Here is a 15,588-nt window from a genome sequence, read left to right as displayed (position 1 = left end):
GTCGTGAGCCCGTCTGCAGTGTGCATAGCTGTCATATCCGTCTTTCGGAGTGCGGTGGCCTGGCGCCGGATGGACGCCTTCGACCAGAGGACGACGACGACGATAGCGCCTTTCGCGACCCGGTGTGTGGTGCATCTCACGTCCCTGTGCATCCTGTGCAGTCGAGAGCCCCAGACCCCGGCCGGGCTAGTCACAATGCGCAGTGCATGCGCGGGGGCGCATCAATCTGTAGCATCGTGCCGACCGCCCCGCGGGGCCAGGCGAGCGATGGAGGAGCCATGAAGGTCGACGAGCTGGACGCGCGGATCGTGAGGCTCTTCACGGACGAGCAGCGGATGTCGGTGCTCGAGGCCTCCCGCATCCTGAGGGTCGCCCGCGCGACGGTCCAGGCGCGCCTCGACCGCATGGTCTCGAACGGGGTCATCGCGCGCTGGGCGCCCCAGCCCGAGCCGCGCGCCTTCGGCTTCCCCGTCGTCGCCTACTGCTCGCTCACGATCCACCAGGGCTTCGGGCACGACGCCGTCGCGGCGGCCCTCTCCGAGATCCCGGAGGTCCTCGAGGTGCACACTGTCTCGGGGGACAGCGACTTCCTGGCGCGGGTGGCCGCCCGCTCCAATGCCGACCTCCAGCGAGTGCTCGATGCCATCACCGCGACGCGCGCCGTCCTCCGCTCCTCGTCGGTGATCGTGCTCAACACGCACTTCGAGGGCCGCACCCTCCCGCTCCTCGAGGCCGCCGCCCGCGGCTGAGCCGGTTCCCACAGTCCCGCTGGCGAGCGTCATCATGTTGCAGCCGGCAGGGCCCCGCGCGTATGATCACTTAAAGTCATTTTGACTTTAACTAGCGGTGACGATGCGGCAAAGGAAAGCCGCTCGGGCCGTACTCAGCCCGGCCCGAGGAGGTGGCATGGTCCCCGCGCAGTTCCCGCTCGCCGTCGGCGGCGCCAATGTCGCCGAGCGGGCGCAGCTCCCGCCCTCGCTCGCGATCTCGACGGTGATCTTCGCGCTCAAGCCCGCGCCCGACGGCCGCCCGACGCTCTGGCTCCCGCTCGTGCGCCGCGTGCGCGAGCCGTACCGCGGCTCCTGGGCGCTCCCGGGCGGGCCGCTCACGGCGAGCGAGTCCCTCGAGGACGCCGCGCGCCGCAACCTCGCGGAGACCACGGGCCTCGACCCGGCCTACCTCGAGCAGCTGTACGCCTTCGGCGGCCTGCGCCGGGCCAAGCGCCCGGGCAGCGGCAGCCAGCGCGTCGTCTCGATCGTCTACTGGGCGCTCGTGCGGGCGGACGAGACGGAGTTCGGGCAGGGGCTGAGCGAGGAGCGGGACAACGTCGCGTGGCACCCCGCCGAGCCCTCGCACGGCGGCCCGGCCGAGCTCGCCTTCGACCACCGCGAGATCGTCGACTACGCGCTCTGGCGCCTGCGGAACAAGATCGAGTACGCCCAGGTCGCCTACCACCTGCTCGGCGAGATGTTCACGCTCGCCCAGCTGCGCGAGGTGCACGAGGCCGTCCTCGGCCGCACCCTCGACCCGGCCAACTTCCGCCGCCAGCTCAAGGGCACTGCCGACCTCGAGGCCACCGAGCACTACCTCGAGGGCGGCCGGCACAGGCCCCCTCGCCTCTACCGCTACACGGGCCCCCGTGGCCTGGGATCCCCCTCGTCCGCACCCACTACCAGGAGCACGCCATGACCTCCGTCGCCACCAGCATCAGCCTCATCACCCGCGCCGAGGCGGAGCGCCAGTCCCAGGGTTCCCTCGGCGCCGCCGGGAGCACGTGCAGCACGGACCTCGCCAAGGGCCCGTGGGAGTTCGACGCCGCCGAGGCGCTCCGCGGCCTGCCCGCCTACGGTCCGGGCGCGTCCAGCGGCGACGTCGCGCCGGCGTCGACCCCCCGCCAGGGGCAGCTGCCCCAGGAGTACCGTGACGCGTCGGAGGCCGAGCTGCACGAGCGCATCCGCGCGGCCAAGGCAACCCTCGGGGACCGCGTCGTCGTCCTCGGCCACTTCTACCAGCGCGACGAGGTCGTCGAGCACGCCGACTTCGTGGGCGACTCGTTCCAGCTCGCGAATGCGGCCCTCACGCGGCCCGACGCCGAGGCCATCGTGTTCTGCGGCGTCCACTTCATGGCCGAGACCGCGGACATCCTCTCGCGCGACGACCAGGCCGTGATCCTGCCCAACCTCGCCGCCGGCTGCTCGATGGCGGACATGGCGGACATCGACTCCGTCGAGGCCTGCTGGGCGCAGCTCGAGGAGCTCTTCGGCACGGAGCCGGACGAGGACGGCCGCGTCCCGGTCATTCCCGTGACGTACATGAATTCCTCGGCCGCGCTCAAGGGCTTCTGCGGCGAGCACGGGGGGATCGTGTGCACGTCCTCGAACGCGGCGACGGTGCTCGAGTGGGCGTTCGAGCGGGCCCAGCGCGTCCTGTTCTTCCCCGACCAGCACCTCGGCCGCAACACGGCCAAGGCCATGGGCGTCCCGCTGGAGCAGATGCCGATGTGGAGCCCGCGCAAGCCCTGGGGCGGCACCGACCCGCAGACCCTTGAGGACTCGCGCGTGATCCTGTGGCACGGCTTCTGCTCCGTGCACAAGCGCTTCAGCGTCGCGCAGATCGAGAAGGCCCGCGCCGAGTACCCGGGCGTGCGCGTCATCGTCCACCCCGAGTGCCCCATGGAGGTCGTCGACGCCGCGGACGAGTACGGCTCGACCGACTACATCCGCAAGGCCATCGCCGGCGCCACCGAGCCCACGGTCTTTGCCATCGGCACCGAGATCAACCTCGTCAACCGCCTCGCGGCCGAGTACCCGCAGCACACGATCTTCTGCCTCGACCCCGTGATCTGCCCGTGCTCGACCATGTACCGGATCCACCCCGGCTACCTCGCGTGGGTCCTCGAGGGCCTCGTCGAGGGCGAGGTCCGCAATCGCATCGAGGTTCCGGCCGGCGTCGCCGGCACCGCGCGGGTCGCCCTCGAGCGCATGCTGGCGGCGCGGCCGTGACGAGGGCTGTGCGCGGGGCGGGTGCGCGGACGACGGCCTCGCGGCGCCTCGTCGTCGTCGGCAGCGGCGTCGCCGGGCTCGTCGCGGCGATCCGCGGCGCCGAGGCGGGTGCCGACGTCCTCCTCCTGACGAAGGCCAGGCTCGAAGACAGCAACAGCATGCTCGCCCAGGGCGGGTTCGCCGCCGTGCTGCCCGAGGGGCAGCGCGCGCCCGGCGACACCGTCGCGAGCCACGTCGCCGACACCCTCGCCGCGGGCGCGGGCCACGGCGACCGCCGCGCCGTCGAGGCCATGTGCGCCCGCGCCGCGGCGGCCGTCGACGCCCTCATCGCCCAGGGCGTCGTCTTCGACCGCGACGCCGACGGCCGGCTCTCCCTCGGCCTCGAGGCCGCGCACGCCTTCCCCCGCATCCTGCACGCCGGCGGGGACGCGAGCGGGGCGGGGATCACGCGCGCCCTCGCTGACGCCCTCCGCATCCTCGCCGCACAGGGCCGCGCCGAGATCGTCGAGGGCGCCATGGCCACGGAGGTCGTGCTCGACGCCGGGCGGGTCGCCGGGGTCGAGTACGTCGCCGGCCCAGCAGGGGACTCCGGTCCCGCAGTCTCAGGCGCACGACGGCGGGTCGACGCCGACGCCGTCCTCCTCGCCACCGGGGGAGCGGGCCGGCTCTACGCCCAGACCACCAACCCGGCCGTCGCGACGGGCGACGGCGTCGCCCTCGCCTTCCGTGCGGGGGCCCGCCTGGCAGACCTCGAGTTCTACCAGTTCCACCCCACGGCCCTCCAGACCGTCGGCCCCGACGGTCGGCTCCGGTCCCAGCTCGTCTCCGAGGCCGTGCGCGGCGAGGGCGCCGTGATCAGGGACGCCCACGGCCGGCGCTTCGTGGCCGACTACCACCCGCTCGGCGAGCTCGCGCCCCGCGACGCCGTCTCCCGCGCTCTCGCCCTGCACCGCCGGGCCGGGGGCGGGCAGGCCTTCCTCGACGCGACCGGGCTCGAGGACCTCCACGGCCGGGGCTTCCTCGCCCGCCGCTTCCCGGGCCTCGACGCCATGACCCGCGCTGCCGGATTCGACTGGCGCCGGGAGCTGCTCCCGATCGGGCCCGCCGCCCACTACTGGATGGGCGGTGTCGTGACGGACCTGGACGGCGCCACGAGCGTGCCCGGACTCTACGCCGCCGGCGAGGCCGCGCGGACCGGAGTCCACGGCGCCAACCGCCTCGCCTCCAACTCGCTGCTCGAGGGCGCCGTGTTCGCCGCCCGGGCGGTCGAGCACTTCCTGGCCGGGGACCGGCATGCGTGGCCCGCGGCCGCGGACGCCCGGACCGGGCTGCTCGGGGAGGCCTACGGCGAGCAGCCGGTGCCTGCCGTCGCGGATACCGACGGCGGCGGGGCCCGCGGGACGGAATCCGGCCGTGCGCCCGAGCTCCTCTCGGGCGACGCCGGCCGCGACCGGCTCGCCGCCGCGATGGAGGCCGACGCGGGGGTCCTGCGCGAGGCGGACGGCCTCGCCCGGCTGGCCCGCACCCTCGGCGAGTGGGCCGCGGAGGAGCCCGAGACGGCCAACCTCCTGACCCTCGGCCGGCTCCTGACGGCTGCCGCCGCGGCCCGCGAGGAGTCGCTCGGCGCCCACTTCCGCCTCGACTTCCCCCAGCGGCGCCCCAGCCGCCCAGACCTGACCGCCCGCGCCGGCGACCCGCTCTTCGGCGAGGCTCCCGCAACGGCGGGGGTCGACGTCGTCCGCCAGCCCGCGCTGGCAGGAAGGAACGCCTGACATGACAGCCGCAACCCCGGCCCCGGTCCCGCCCGCCCCGATCCCGCTCGCGCCCATCCCGCTCCCGGCGGCCGCGGTGCGCCGCGTCCTCGAGGCCGCCTACGCCGAGGACGCCCCGAGCGGCGACCTCACGTCGCTCCTGCTCATCCCCGCCGGCGCCCGCGCGACGGCCGAGCTGCGCGCCCGCGAGGCGGGCGTGTTCTCGGGCGGGCCGATCGTGGAGGCAGGGTTCCGGCTCCACGACCCCGAGGCCGAGGTCGAGCTCCTCGCCGCCGAGGGGGAGGCCTTCGGGCCGGGAGCCGTGCTCGCACGCGTCACAGGGGAGGCACGGGCCATCCTCACGGCCGAGCGGGTCGTGCTCAACCTCGTCCAGCGCATGAGCGCGATCGCCGCGCTCACCGCGCGGTACGTGGCCCTGACGGCCGGGACGAAGGCCAGGATCGTCGACACGCGCAAGACCACGCCCGGCCTGCGCGAGCTAGAGCGCTACGCCGTGCGCTGCGGCGGCGGGCGCAACCACCGCTTCAGCCTCTCCGACGCTGTCATGGCCAAGGACAACCACCTCGCCGTGCTCACGGGCGGCGACCCGTCGCGGCTCACCGAGGTGCTCCGTGCCGCCCGCGAGCGGCTCGGCCACACGACGCATGTCGAGGTCGAGGTCGACCGGATCGAGCAGATCGAGCCCGTGCTCGCCGCAGGCGTGGACACGGTCATGCTCGACAACTTCACGCCCGCCGAGCTGCGCGAGGGCGTCGCGCTCATCGCCGGGCGGGCCGTCGTCGAGGCCAGCGGCGGGGTGAACCTCTCGACCGTCGCCGAGATCGCCGCGACGGGCGTCGACGTCATCTCGGTGGGGGCGCTGACCCATTCGGTGGTCAACCTGGACCTCGGGCTCGACGTCGTGCTCGAGGGCGCGCCGGGCGCCCGCCGGGAGGCCGACGTCGTGACCGCCGGGACGGGACGGCCATGATCTACCTCGACGCGGCCGCGACGACCCCAGTCCGCCGCGAGGTGCTCGAGGCCATGTGGCCCTACCTCACGGGGGACTTCGGGAACGCGTCGAGCCACCACGAGCTCGGGGCAAGGGCCCACGAGGCCCTCGAGGGCGCGCGGGCCGAGGTCGCCGGCGTCCTGGGGTGCCGCCCGTCCGAGGTCGCCTTCACATCCGGCGGCACAGAGGCGGACAACCTCGCCGTCAAGGGCATCGCCCTCGCGCGCCGAACCGCTGATCCACGCCGCAACCGCATCGCGGTGAGCGCGATCGAGCATCCCGCCGTGCTCGAGTCTGCGCGGAGCCTCTCCCGCCTGCACGGGTTCGCCGTCGACGTCGTGCCGGTCGACGCCCAGGGGCGGGTCTCGCCCGAGGCCCTCGCCGCCGTCGTAGGGCCCGAAACGGCCGTGGCCTCGGTCATGTACGCGAACAACGAGGTCGGCACGGTGCAGCCCGTGGCCGAGCTCGCCGCCGCCGCCCGGGCCGCGCGCGTCCCCTTCCACACGGATGCCGTCCAGGCCGCCGGCTGGCTTCCCCTCGGCGTGGGCGCCCTCGGCGTCGACGCCCTGAGCATCTCCGGCCACAAGCTCGGCGCGCCGAAGGGGGTCGGCGCGCTCTTCGTCTCCGGGCGCACCGTCGTCGAGCCCCTCATCGACGGCGGCGGGCAGGAGCGCGGCCTGCGATCGGGCACGGAGAACGTCGCCGGCGCCGTCGCCCTCGCCACGGCGCTGCGGCTCGCCGAAAGCGAGCGGACGACGGCGGCCGAGCGGCTCGCGCTGCTGCGGGACCGATTCATCGGGCGAGTCCTCGACTCCGTGCCCGACGCCGTGCTCACCGGGCACCCGACCGAGCGGCTCCCGGGCAGCGCCTCCTTCTGCTTCCCGCGCGTGAGCGGCGAGTCGGTGCTGCTCGAGCTCGAGCGTCGAGGAGTTGTGTGCTCCTCCGGGTCCGCCTGCGCGGCCGGTTCGAGCGACCCTTCGCACGTCCTGCTTGCCCTCGGCCTCGATCCAGCGGTGGCCCAGACGGCCGTGCGCTTCACCCTCCCCGGGACCGTCACCGCCGAGGAGCTCGACGCGGCCGCGGCCGCCGTCGCCGAGGCCCACGACGTCGTCGCCGGGCTCGGCGCGCGCTAAATCGTTCGCAGAGCCACGCGGTGACCGGCCGCGATGGTTCGGGAGGTGCCCCGCAGCAGCCGGCCGGCCCGCTAGAAGGGTGGGGGTGGGTCGGTGTGGGGGTAGGTCCTGTGCTTTCGGCCTGAGGGGCCGGTCCATTCGAGGGTGCCTGGTGGGGGACTGTCTGGTGTCTTGGGCGGTGGGGTGTCGGGGCTGTCTGAGGAGTCCTGCCCACTCTCGTGCTCTGTTCCTTGCCTGCCTCCGATGTGCCGGACTTTCCAGTAGCCGAGGGTCTTCTGGCGGTGGTGTTCTCGGCAGAGGAGGGCGAGGTTCCCGACGTCTGTCTCGCCGCCTTGGGACCAGGCGTGGGTGTGGTCGGCCTCGCAGGCGGGGCCGGGCTTGTCGCAGGCGGGGAAGGTGCAGGTCGCGTCGCGGATTGTGAGGAAGCGGCGCATCGCGGCGGTGGGGGCATACTTCACACGGCCGATGGCCAGCGGGGCGCCGGTGTCCGGGGCGACGACGAGCTTCGTCCAGGTCTTGATCTCCGCGGCGAGGCGGCGGGCGGCCTCGGGGTCGATGGGCCCGTAGCCGAGGATCTCCCCGGGGGTCTCTGAGGTGCCGGCCAGGGTGGCTGCGGGGACGGTGATGACGAGCTCGGTCCGCACGCCCCCGGCCGGGCCGCTGGCCGAGCCGGTCCCGGTGGTGAGGAGGAGGTCGGTGAGGGCGTCGGCGCGCAGCTGGTTGACGGTGCGGGCCTCGTCGGGGGCCTGGAGGGAGCGGGCGATCGCCGTCAGGCGGGTGTCGATCAGGGCCCCGGTCTCGAGGGGGAGGAGGGCGGTGAGGTGGGCCATGCCGTCCCCGCACGGGGTGATGTCCACGCGCCGGTCGGCCATGGCCTTGGCCTTGCGCTGGGCGAGGGGCGTGTCGGCGTAGTCCTCGGCGAGGCGGTGCAGCCGTCTCCCGAGGGCGCCGGGGGTGGGGACCAGGTCGGGGTCCTCGGGCGCGGCGGTGGCCGCGGCGGCGGTGGCGAATTCCTCGAGGCGGGCGGCGGGGATGGGGGTGGCGGCGTCGAGGATGACCGCGGCCCGGCGCCGTGTCATTCTGCCGGCGCGCATGGCGGTCAGGACGGGGGCGATGCTCGGGTGGGTGAGGGCGAGGGCCTCCTCGACCATGGCGCGGGTGGTGCGCTGGGCGAGCTTGAGGACCGCGGCGGCCTCGGAGGCGGCCACGGCGGGGGCGTCGAGCCGGTCCACGGGGACCTCGCTGGAGGAGCCCTCGGCGCGGGTGAGCGCGGCGAGGAGGAGGACTCTGTCGGCGTCGAGGCGGGCCTGGTCGGCCTCGTTCGCCTCGAGCGCGTCCAGGAGCTCCGCGGCGCGCTCGAGCCGGATCTGCGCCATCGCCGCCCCCGGCGAGGGCAGCTCGCCGGATGGGTCCGACGGACCTCCCACGGCCCCGGCTCCCGGGGCACCGGTCGAACCCTCGGCCTCGGCCGGGGCCTCGCCTTCGGCCGGGGGCTCGCCCTCGGCCGGGGGTTCCTGGCCGGCTGGCCGCTCCTGGCCGGCCGGGAGCGGCTGGTGGGTGTGGCCGCAGGCGCACCGGCACACGTCCTTCGTCCCCGGGAGCGGGTCGAACAGGTCCGGGTCGAACCGCGGGGCCTCGATCCAGCGCACCTTCCCGGAGCAGATCGCGGCGAAATCCTCCGGACTCATCGGGTCCACGACCCCAAGCTCCTCCGGGCTCAGGTCATCCCAGCCCTCGGGCTCGGCCACGTCCAGGTCCCAGTCGGGCACAGGCGACCCGGGGAGGGGCGCGGCGGGGACGCGACCGCCGGCGGCCCGCTCCTCGAATCCCTGTTCCCCTGCCATGGACCTACCCTCGCGCAGGGCTCCGACAATTCTCGGCGCGGGTCGAGGGGTCTGGGCTGAGCGGATGTCGACGGGCTGGCGAGGGTAGAGGGGCAGGCGGCGCGTGTCACCCAGGCCAGTGCGGCCGTCAGGCGTCGCGGGCCCGACGGAAGACCCAATTTCTCAAAAGCAAGAACCTCACCACCGTGGCCGCCCAGCCGGCGATCGTCGTCGTCCACAGCTCCTGCGCGACGTCGGCGCCGGGCGCGAGCCAGTGCAGCGCGGCAAGGCCCCCGGCGGTGAGGGCCAGCGCGACAGCGAGGGCGAGGAGCCCGTGGAGGTGGTCTTGGGCGAGGCGTCCCGGGCCACGCACCTTGAAGGTGAGGCGCCGATTGAGTCCGGTGTTCATGATCGAGGTCAGGATGAGGGCGACGGCGTTCGCAGCCTGCGCACCCAGCCAAGGCCGGCACAGCGCGTAGAGCGCGAGCGAGGCAGCAGTGCAGAGGACGCCGACCCCCGCGAAGCGAGTGAGCTGGCGGACGAGCGGGACTCGCCACAGGGACCGGGGCCTCCGCGGGGAGGGGCGGCTCCACGGCCGAGCGGACCGCCGAGTGGGCGGTACGGCAACTGAAGCTGGGGACAGCCCGAGGCCCCGACGTTCCGGTGCAGGGAGCTCCGGCCGCGTCGGGGCCTCGAAGGACGTGCGCTGCTGGTCCATGGGACCCAGCCTTTCATGCACTGCTGTGCGGGCTGTGGGCCAGGCCTGTGCTCAGCGCCGCACGACGGCGGGGCTCGCCTGGGGTGGTGGGCCTCGCCGTCGTGTGGTGGCTGGGTTGGTGGGGGTTAGCGGGTGCGGGTGGGGCGGTTGGCGATGACGGGGGCGGCGCCGGTGTGGCCGTCGCGGGCGGCGGCGATGGCGCGGATCTTCTCGCGGGAGGCGTACCAGCCGATGACCATCAGGACGCAGGCGACGGCGGTGGCCAGGAGGGTCCAGGGCGAGTCGGCCAGGACCATGACGAGGACGGCGGCGAGGAACAGGAGGGTGGCGTAGCCGGTGTAGGGGGCGCCGGGCATGCGGAAGGCGGGGCGTTCGGTCCAGCCGCGCTTGGCCCAGCGCTGGAGCTGGATCTGGCACAGGACGATGGTGGCCCAGGTGGTGATGATGCCCACGGAGGCGACGTTGAGCACGATCTCGAAGGCGTCGGCGGGGACGAGGTAGTTCAGCGGCACGCCCAGGAGGGACACGGCGGCGGTGATGGCGATGCCGCCGTAGGGCACGCCGGCCTTGTTCATGCGCAGGGCGAAGGCGGGGGCGGAGCCGGCGGCGGCCATGGAGCGCAGGATGCGCCCGGTGGAGTAGAGGCCGGCGTTGAGCGAGGACAGGGCGGCGGTGAGCACGACGAGGTTCATGATGACGTCCACGCCCTGGACGCCGATGGAGCCGAAGAAGGTCACGAAGGGGCTCACGCCCTTCTGGTAGGAGGTGAAGGGCAGCAGCAGGGACAGGAGGATGACGGAGCCGACGTAGAACACGGCGATGCGGGCCACGACGGAGTTGATGGCCTTGGGCATGACCTTGGCGGGGTTCTCGGTCTCGCCGGCGGCGGTGCCGACGAGCTCGACGGAGGCGTAGGCGAACACGACGCCCTGCATGAGCAGGATCATCGGGGCGATGCCCATGGGGAAGATGCCGCCGTTGTCGGTGATCAGGGAGAACCCGGTGGGGGCGCCGGTGGGGGTGCCGAAGAGCACGAAGTAGATGCCCAGGGCCAGGAAGGCCAGCAGGGCGGCGACCTTGATCAGGGCGAACCAGAACTCCATCTCGCCGAAGACCTTCACGGAGACGAGGTTCAGGGCCAGGACCAGGACCAGGGCGATCAGGGCCCAGGCCCACTGCGGGACGGCGCCGATCCAGGGCACGTAGCGGCCGAAGAAGTTCATGTACAGGGCCGCGGCGGTGATGTCCACGATCGTGGTCATGGCCCAGTTGATCCAGTAGAACCAGCCCGAGACGTAGGCGGCCTTCTCGCCGAAGAACTCCCGGGCGTAGGAGACGAAGGAGCCCGAGGAGGGGCGGTGGAGGACGAGCTCGCCCAGGGCGCGCAGGATGAGGAAGACGAACGCGCCGCAGATCGCGTAGGAGAGCACGAGCGAGGGCCCGGCCGCGGCCAGGCGGCCGCCGGCGCCCAGGAACAGGCCCGTGCCGATCGCGCCGCCGATCGCGATCATCTGGATCTGCCGCGCCTTGAGGCCCTTGTGGTACCCCGCGTCCTCGGCATGGAGCACATGGTCCGCCGCATGCGCGTGGCCATGGTCCTCGAGATGATCAGGGATGTCGGCACTCTGAGGCTGGGCGCCCTGGGGCTGGGCAGGGGGGATGGAGGACATCAGTGTCTCTTTCACTGGGGGATGGGGGCAGGGGGCAGGGTCAGGGGGAGGGCGGCCGGGAGGAACCCGGCGCCTACCGGCTCAGGTTCGCGAGCCGCTCGGGGCGCAGGAGCTCCTCGAGCCGGTCGGCGGTCAGGAGGCCGCGCTCGAGCACGAGTTCGGCGACGCCGCGGCCGCTTGCAAGCGCCTCCTGCGCGATGGACGTCGCGGCCGCGTAGCCGAGGTACGGGTTGAGCGCCGTGACGAGTCCGATCGACTGCTCGACGGAGGCGCGGAGGCGCTCCGCGTTGGCCGTGATGCCGCGCACGCAGCGCTCGGTGAGCGTCTCGCACGCGGCCGTGAGGTGGGTGATGCTCTTGTGCAGGCTGTGTACGATCACGGGCTCGAAGGCGTTGAGCTGGAGCTGGCCGCCCTCGGCCGCGAGCGTGATCGTCACGTCGTTTCCAATGACCTCGAACGCGACCTGGTTGACCACCTCGGGGATCACGGGGTTGATCTTGCCGGGCATGATCGAAGACCCGGACTGCACCGCGGGAAGGCTGATCTCGGCCAGCCCGGCGCGCGGCCCGGAGGAGAGCAGACGAAGGTCGTTGCAGATCTTCGAGAGCTTGACCGCCACGCGCTTGAGCACGCCCGAGAGGTGCACGAAGGCGCCCATGTCCTGGGTGGCCTCGATGAGGTCGGGGGCGGTCACGAGGGGCAGGCCGGTCGCCTCGCTGAGGTGTCGGCAGGCGGCCTCGGCATACCCGGGAGGGGCGTTGAGCCCCGTGCCGATCGCGGTCGCGCCCAGGTTGATCTCGTGGATCAGCCCAGAGGCGTCGCTCAGGCGTTCGCGGTCCTCGCCGATGGTGATGGCGTAGGTGCCGAACTCCTGGCCCAGCGTCATGGGCACGGCGTCCTGGAGCTGCGTGCGCCCCATCTTCACGACCGTGCGGAACTCGGCGGCCTTCTCGGCGAACGCGTCCTCGAGCCGCGAGAGTGCGCCGAGCAGCTCCTCGATGCCGGCCACCGTCGCGACCCGGACGGCAGTGGGATAGACGTCGTTCGTGGACTGGCTCAGGTTCACGTGGTCGTTCGGATGCAGGTAGGCGTACTCGCCCTTCGCGTGCCCGAGCAGCTCGAGCGCGCGGTTCGCGATGACCTCGTTCGCGTTCATGTTCGACGACGTGCCGGCGCCGCCCTGGATGACGTCGACGACGAACTGTTCGATGAGGTGCCCGTCGAGGATCTCGCGGCACGCGGCCTCGATCGCCCCGCCGCGCTCGTCGTCGAGCAGCCCGAGCTCGCGGTTGGTCCGCGCCGCGGCGAGCTTGACGGCGGCGAGACCGCGCACGAGGTGCGCGTTGGTCGAGAGCGGCTGCCCGGTGATCGGGAAGTTCTCGACGGCCCGCAGGGTGTGCACGCCCCAGTAGGCCTCGGCCGGGACGTCCCGGTCGCCGAGGAGGTCATGGTCGGTCCGGTATGCACCGTCCTTGGAGTCCTCGAGCGAGGTGGTCGGCTGGGTCATGGCGGTGTCGCCTTTCGGATCGGGTCGCGGGCAGGGGCAGAGGAGGGTGGGCTGGTCAGGAGGCCGGGAACGCGTCGTCGAGGGCCACGAGGATGCCCATCGGCCGGCCGCCGCCGAGCACGTCGGGACGCGCGAGCGGGGCCAGCGGCCCGCCGTCGAGCGCCTCCGGGACGCCGAGCGCCGCGAGCGCGCGCACGGTGATCGGCATGCGGGCGCGGTCGCCGCCGTCGGCGACCTTGAGGGCGAGGCCCCGCCCGTCGGGCAGACCCACGAGCTGGACGCCCTCGAAGCCGTCCTTGGCCACGGACCCGGGGAGGAGGCGCATGAGTGCCGTGACGTCGCGGCCCTCGCCCGCGACCATCTCGGGCCGGGCACTCATCGCGCGGCCGACGGCGGCCTCCGCGCCCGGCTGCGCGGCGTCGCCGTCGTGCGGGCCGGCGCTGGGCGCTGCCTCAGCGGCGGCACGCGCGAGGATGCCGTAGGCGCGGGCCATGCCGGCGAGCGTCACGGCGGGGACGGGCGTGCCGCAGCCGTCGGTGCTCCACGTATGGGGCGTCTCCCCGGTCAGCTCGGCGACGGTCTCGGCGACGAGCCGCTGGAGCGGGTGTGCGGGATCGAGGTATCCCTCGACGGGCCAGCCGTTGAGGGTGCAGACGGCGGCCATCGCGGCGTGCTTGCCCGAGCAGTTCTGGCAGAGCTGGTCCGGCGCGCCGGAGGCGCGGAGCCACGCCTCGCGCTCGGGGGCACCGTAGGGCAGGTCAGTGGTGTTGGCGAGGGCCGAGGCGTCGAGGCCGTGGAGCTCGAGGATCCGCAGGGCGCCCTCGCGATGCTCGGGGCTGCCGCTGTGGCTTGCGGCGGCCAGGGCGAGCAGTCCGTCGTCGAGGCGGAGGCCTGCGCGGACGAGGGCCACGGCCTGCAGGGGCTTGAGCGCTGAGCGCGGGTAGAAGGGCCCCGTATCGCCCGCGGCCCACAGGAGCTCGCCGTCCGCAGCCGTCGCGGCGACGCTGCCATAGTGCACGCTCTCGACGAGGTCCCCGCGCCACTGGGCGGCGAGGGGGACGTGCGCGGGCAGGGCACGCGCGGCGAGAGGCCGCCGGATGGCTGTGGGCAGTGCGGCTTCGGGCAGGGCGGGTGAAGGCGTCATGGTTCCTGAGAAGTCGGGGCGGAAGGGGGTGCTGGCCGGCTGGGGGAGGCGGGCAGGGGCAGTGCGGAGAGGTCAGCCTCCGGGCGTGAGGGAGCCGAGGGCCCGGCCGACGGCCTCGAGATGCTCGGCCATGGCCTGGCTCGCGAGCTCGGCGGAGCCTGCTTCGATCGCGGCGAGGATCTTCTGGTGCTCGACGTCGGAGGCGCGCTGCCGGTCCGCCATGAGGTTGAGGGTCTCGGACTGGTGGGTGAGGGCGTCGCGGAGGTCCGTGACCACGGATTCGAAGACCTTGTTCCCGCTCGCCCGGGCGATGAAGCCGTGGAAGGTCGCGTCGAGACCGACCCAGGTGGCGGGGTCGTCCTCGACCGCCATGTCGGCGACGATGCCCTTGAGCGTCGCGAGGTCCTCGTCGGAGCGGCGCACGGCGGCGAGGCCGGCGGCGGGGATCTCGATGTGGGGCCGGGCCTCCATGAGATCGCGAGCGGAGTACCTGCCGAGGACGAGGTCGCCCGAGACGCGGCCCGAGACGACGAACGTTCCCTTTCCCGTGTGTGTCTCGGTGAGACCGAGGGACGCGCACGAGCGCAGTGCCTCGCGCACCACCGACCGGCTCACGCCGTAGCGGGCCGCGAGGGCCGCCTCGGAGGGGAGCCGCGACCCGACGGGGACGGTGCCGGACTCGATCTCCGAGCGGAGGTCGGCCAGCACCGCCTCGGCAGCGCTGAGGCGGGCGATCGGCCGGCGATCCGCCGATCCCACCGCCCCTTCAGGCTGTCGAGGTGTCGAGCTGTCTGACAGGTTCACGGCAATGACTATGGCAGGCGTCACAGGAGCCTGTCAAGCTCCGGCAGGACAACGGGGACTCAGCGCTGGGATCCAGGGCCGGAGGACTGGGCCGGAGGACTGAGGGCAGGGGGACTGAGGGCAGGGGGACTGAGGGCCGGGGTTCAGCCGGAGGCCGCCGCCACGGGATTCACGAGCGTCCCGACCCCGCCGACCGTGCATTCGACCCTCGCCCCCGGCGCGATCGCCGCCGATACGCCCGGGAAGCCCGCGAGGATGACGTCGCCAGGGTGGAGCGTCATGAAGGAGCTCGCGTAGACGAGGATCTCCTCGAGGCCCCAGCCCAAGTCCGCGACCCGGCCCGCCGGCAGCGGCGAGCCGTCGACGGCGACGCTCAGCTCGGCGTCGTCCGCGGGCCGCCGCGTGACGATCCACGGGCCGAGCGGCGTGAACGTGTCGGCGCTCTTGGCGCTGATCCAGAGTTCGTCGACGCCCTGGGCATCGCGGTCGGTGACGTCGTTGCCGACCGTGTAGCCGAGGACGGCGGACATCGCGCCCTTGCGCGTGAGCCGGCGCGCGGTTCGGCCGATGACGAGGGCGAGCTCCGCCTCGGGCTCGACCCGGGCGCCGGGGGGAACCTCGATCGCGTCGCCGGGGCCGACGACGCTCGTGGCCGCCTTGTGGAAGGCCTGCGGCGGCAGGGCCCGGCCCGCGGGGCCGGTGTTGTGGGCCATGCCGAGGATGTTCGCCGGAACGCACGGGGGCAGGAAGCGGAAGGAGTCCTCGTGCACCTCGTCACCCGGCGCCCAGCCGGGCCGTGCTGGGGAGGACGCGTTCGACGGCGACGGGCCGAGCGGAGACTCGGTCACCGTCCAGAGGCGGCCGGCGGGGGAGGCGAAGTCCTCGGCGTCGCACCCCACCCAGAACGCTTCGGGGCCGGCTGTGCTGGCCGTGCCCTCAGGGCCGGCGAGCGGACGGACGCGGGCGATCCGACGGGGCAGGGCGACGGGCGCCTCGGGAAGCAGGGTCACCCGGCCATCCTAGG

General features: G+C 73.6%; 13 protein-coding genes. 6 read left to right on the top strand and 7 right to left on the bottom strand.

Features of this window, described 5'->3' with window-relative positions; genetic code table 11:
• The first annotated feature begins 278 nt into the window (after positions 1-278).
• From ACUYMY_RS11005 to ACUYMY_RS10980, 6 genes are all read left to right on the top strand, one after another.
• Positions 279-749 (top strand): Lrp/AsnC family transcriptional regulator, encoded by a 471-nt coding sequence (locus ACUYMY_RS11005; RefSeq protein ID WP_481703598.1) that lies wholly within the window; start codon positions 279-281, stop codon positions 747-749.
• 157 nt (positions 750-906) lie between these two features.
• Positions 907-1,689: an NUDIX hydrolase gene (locus ACUYMY_RS11000; protein WP_481703597.1), complete on the top strand. Its 783-nt coding sequence runs from the start codon at positions 907-909 to the stop codon at positions 1,687-1,689.
• Positions 1,686-3,002, top strand: a complete 1,317-nt coding sequence (nadA, locus tag ACUYMY_RS10995; protein ID WP_481703596.1) for a quinolinate synthase NadA — start codon at positions 1,686-1,688, stop codon at positions 3,000-3,002. Before ACUYMY_RS11000 ends, nadA begins: the two co-directional genes overlap by 4 nt.
• Entirely contained in the window at positions 2,999-4,774 is a 1,776-nt protein-coding gene (locus tag ACUYMY_RS10990; protein ID WP_481703595.1) for an L-aspartate oxidase, read from the top strand. Before nadA ends, ACUYMY_RS10990 begins: the two co-directional genes overlap by 4 nt.
• Before the next feature lies 1 nt (position 4,775).
• Positions 4,776-5,744, top strand: a complete 969-nt coding sequence (nadC, locus tag ACUYMY_RS10985; protein WP_481703594.1) for a carboxylating nicotinate-nucleotide diphosphorylase — start codon at positions 4,776-4,778, stop codon at positions 5,742-5,744.
• Positions 5,741-6,898 carry a cysteine desulfurase family protein gene (locus tag ACUYMY_RS10980; protein WP_481703593.1) on the top strand — a complete coding sequence of 386 codons (1,158 nt, stop codon included), beginning with the start codon at positions 5,741-5,743 and terminating at the stop codon, positions 6,896-6,898. Before nadC ends, ACUYMY_RS10980 begins: the two co-directional genes overlap by 4 nt.
• A 71-nt stretch (positions 6,899-6,969) precedes the next feature.
• On the opposite strand, the gene ACUYMY_RS10975 is transcribed toward ACUYMY_RS10980, so the two are convergent.
• The 7 genes from ACUYMY_RS10975 to ACUYMY_RS10945 all read right to left on the bottom strand — a co-directional run bounded on the left by ACUYMY_RS10975 (position 6,970) and on the right by ACUYMY_RS10945 (position 15,574).
• Entirely contained in the window at positions 6,970-8,742 is a 1,773-nt protein-coding gene (locus tag ACUYMY_RS10975; protein WP_481703592.1) for an HNH endonuclease signature motif containing protein, read from the bottom strand.
• Positions 8,743-8,869: 127 nt separating this feature from the next.
• Positions 8,870-9,439: a GtrA family protein gene (locus tag ACUYMY_RS10970; protein WP_481703591.1), complete on the bottom strand. Its 570-nt coding sequence runs from the start codon at positions 9,437-9,439 to the stop codon at positions 8,870-8,872.
• A 125-nt stretch (positions 9,440-9,564) separates the two neighbouring features.
• On the bottom strand, positions 9,565-11,109 hold the full coding sequence (locus ACUYMY_RS10965; protein ID WP_481703590.1) for an amino acid permease: 1,545 nt from the start codon (positions 11,107-11,109) through the stop codon (positions 9,565-9,567).
• Positions 11,110-11,182: 73 nt separating this feature from the next.
• Entirely contained in the window at positions 11,183-12,616 is a 1,434-nt protein-coding gene (gene aspA, locus ACUYMY_RS10960) for an aspartate ammonia-lyase (protein WP_481703589.1), read from the bottom strand.
• Between the two features lie 55 nt (positions 12,617-12,671).
• Positions 12,672-13,760, bottom strand: a complete 1,089-nt coding sequence (locus tag ACUYMY_RS10955) for an asparaginase (protein ID WP_481703588.1) — start codon at positions 13,758-13,760, stop codon at positions 12,672-12,674.
• A 72-nt stretch (positions 13,761-13,832) separates the two neighbouring features.
• On the bottom strand, positions 13,833-14,564 hold the full coding sequence (locus ACUYMY_RS10950; RefSeq protein WP_481703587.1) for a FadR/GntR family transcriptional regulator: 732 nt from the start codon (positions 14,562-14,564) through the stop codon (positions 13,833-13,835).
• Between the two features lie 143 nt (positions 14,565-14,707).
• Positions 14,708-15,574, bottom strand: coding sequence for a fumarylacetoacetate hydrolase family protein (locus ACUYMY_RS10945; RefSeq protein WP_481703586.1), 867 nt, complete (start codon positions 15,572-15,574; stop codon positions 14,708-14,710).
• Between the last annotated feature and the right edge of the window lie 14 nt (positions 15,575-15,588).

Source organism: Sinomonas sp. T428B (assembly GCF_056780155.1).
Note: the sequence above shows the minus strand (reverse complement) of the source record. Positions and strands in the feature narration are given on the sequence as shown.

Bases quoted from the DNA above. Each gene is read 5' to 3' on its own strand.
- ACUYMY_RS11005 (WP_481703598.1), top strand. From the start codon at position 279: ATGAAGGTCGACGAGCTGGACGCGCGGATCGTGAGGCTCTTCACGGAC.
- ACUYMY_RS11000 (WP_481703597.1), top strand. From the start codon at position 907: ATGGTCCCCGCGCAGTTCCCGCTCGCCGTCGGCGGCGCCAATGTCGCC.
- nadA (WP_481703596.1), top strand. From the start codon at position 1,686: ATGACCTCCGTCGCCACCAGCATCAGCCTCATCACCCGCGCCGAGGCG.
- nadC (WP_481703594.1), top strand. From the start codon at position 4,776: ATGACAGCCGCAACCCCGGCCCCGGTCCCGCCCGCCCCGATCCCGCTC.
- ACUYMY_RS10980 (WP_481703593.1), top strand. From the start codon at position 5,741: ATGATCTACCTCGACGCGGCCGCGACGACCCCAGTCCGCCGCGAGGTG.
- ACUYMY_RS10975 (WP_481703592.1), bottom strand. From the start codon at position 8,742: ATGGCAGGGGAACAGGGATTCGAGGAGCGGGCCGCCGGCGGTCGCGTC.
- ACUYMY_RS10970 (WP_481703591.1), bottom strand. From the start codon at position 9,439: ATGGACCAGCAGCGCACGTCCTTCGAGGCCCCGACGCGGCCGGAGCTC.
- ACUYMY_RS10965 (WP_481703590.1), bottom strand. From the start codon at position 11,109: ATGTCCTCCATCCCCCCTGCCCAGCCCCAGGGCGCCCAGCCTCAGAGT.
- aspA (WP_481703589.1), bottom strand. From the start codon at position 12,616: ATGACCCAGCCGACCACCTCGCTCGAGGACTCCAAGGACGGTGCATAC.
- ACUYMY_RS10955 (WP_481703588.1), bottom strand. From the start codon at position 13,760: ATGACGCCTTCACCCGCCCTGCCCGAAGCCGCACTGCCCACAGCCATC.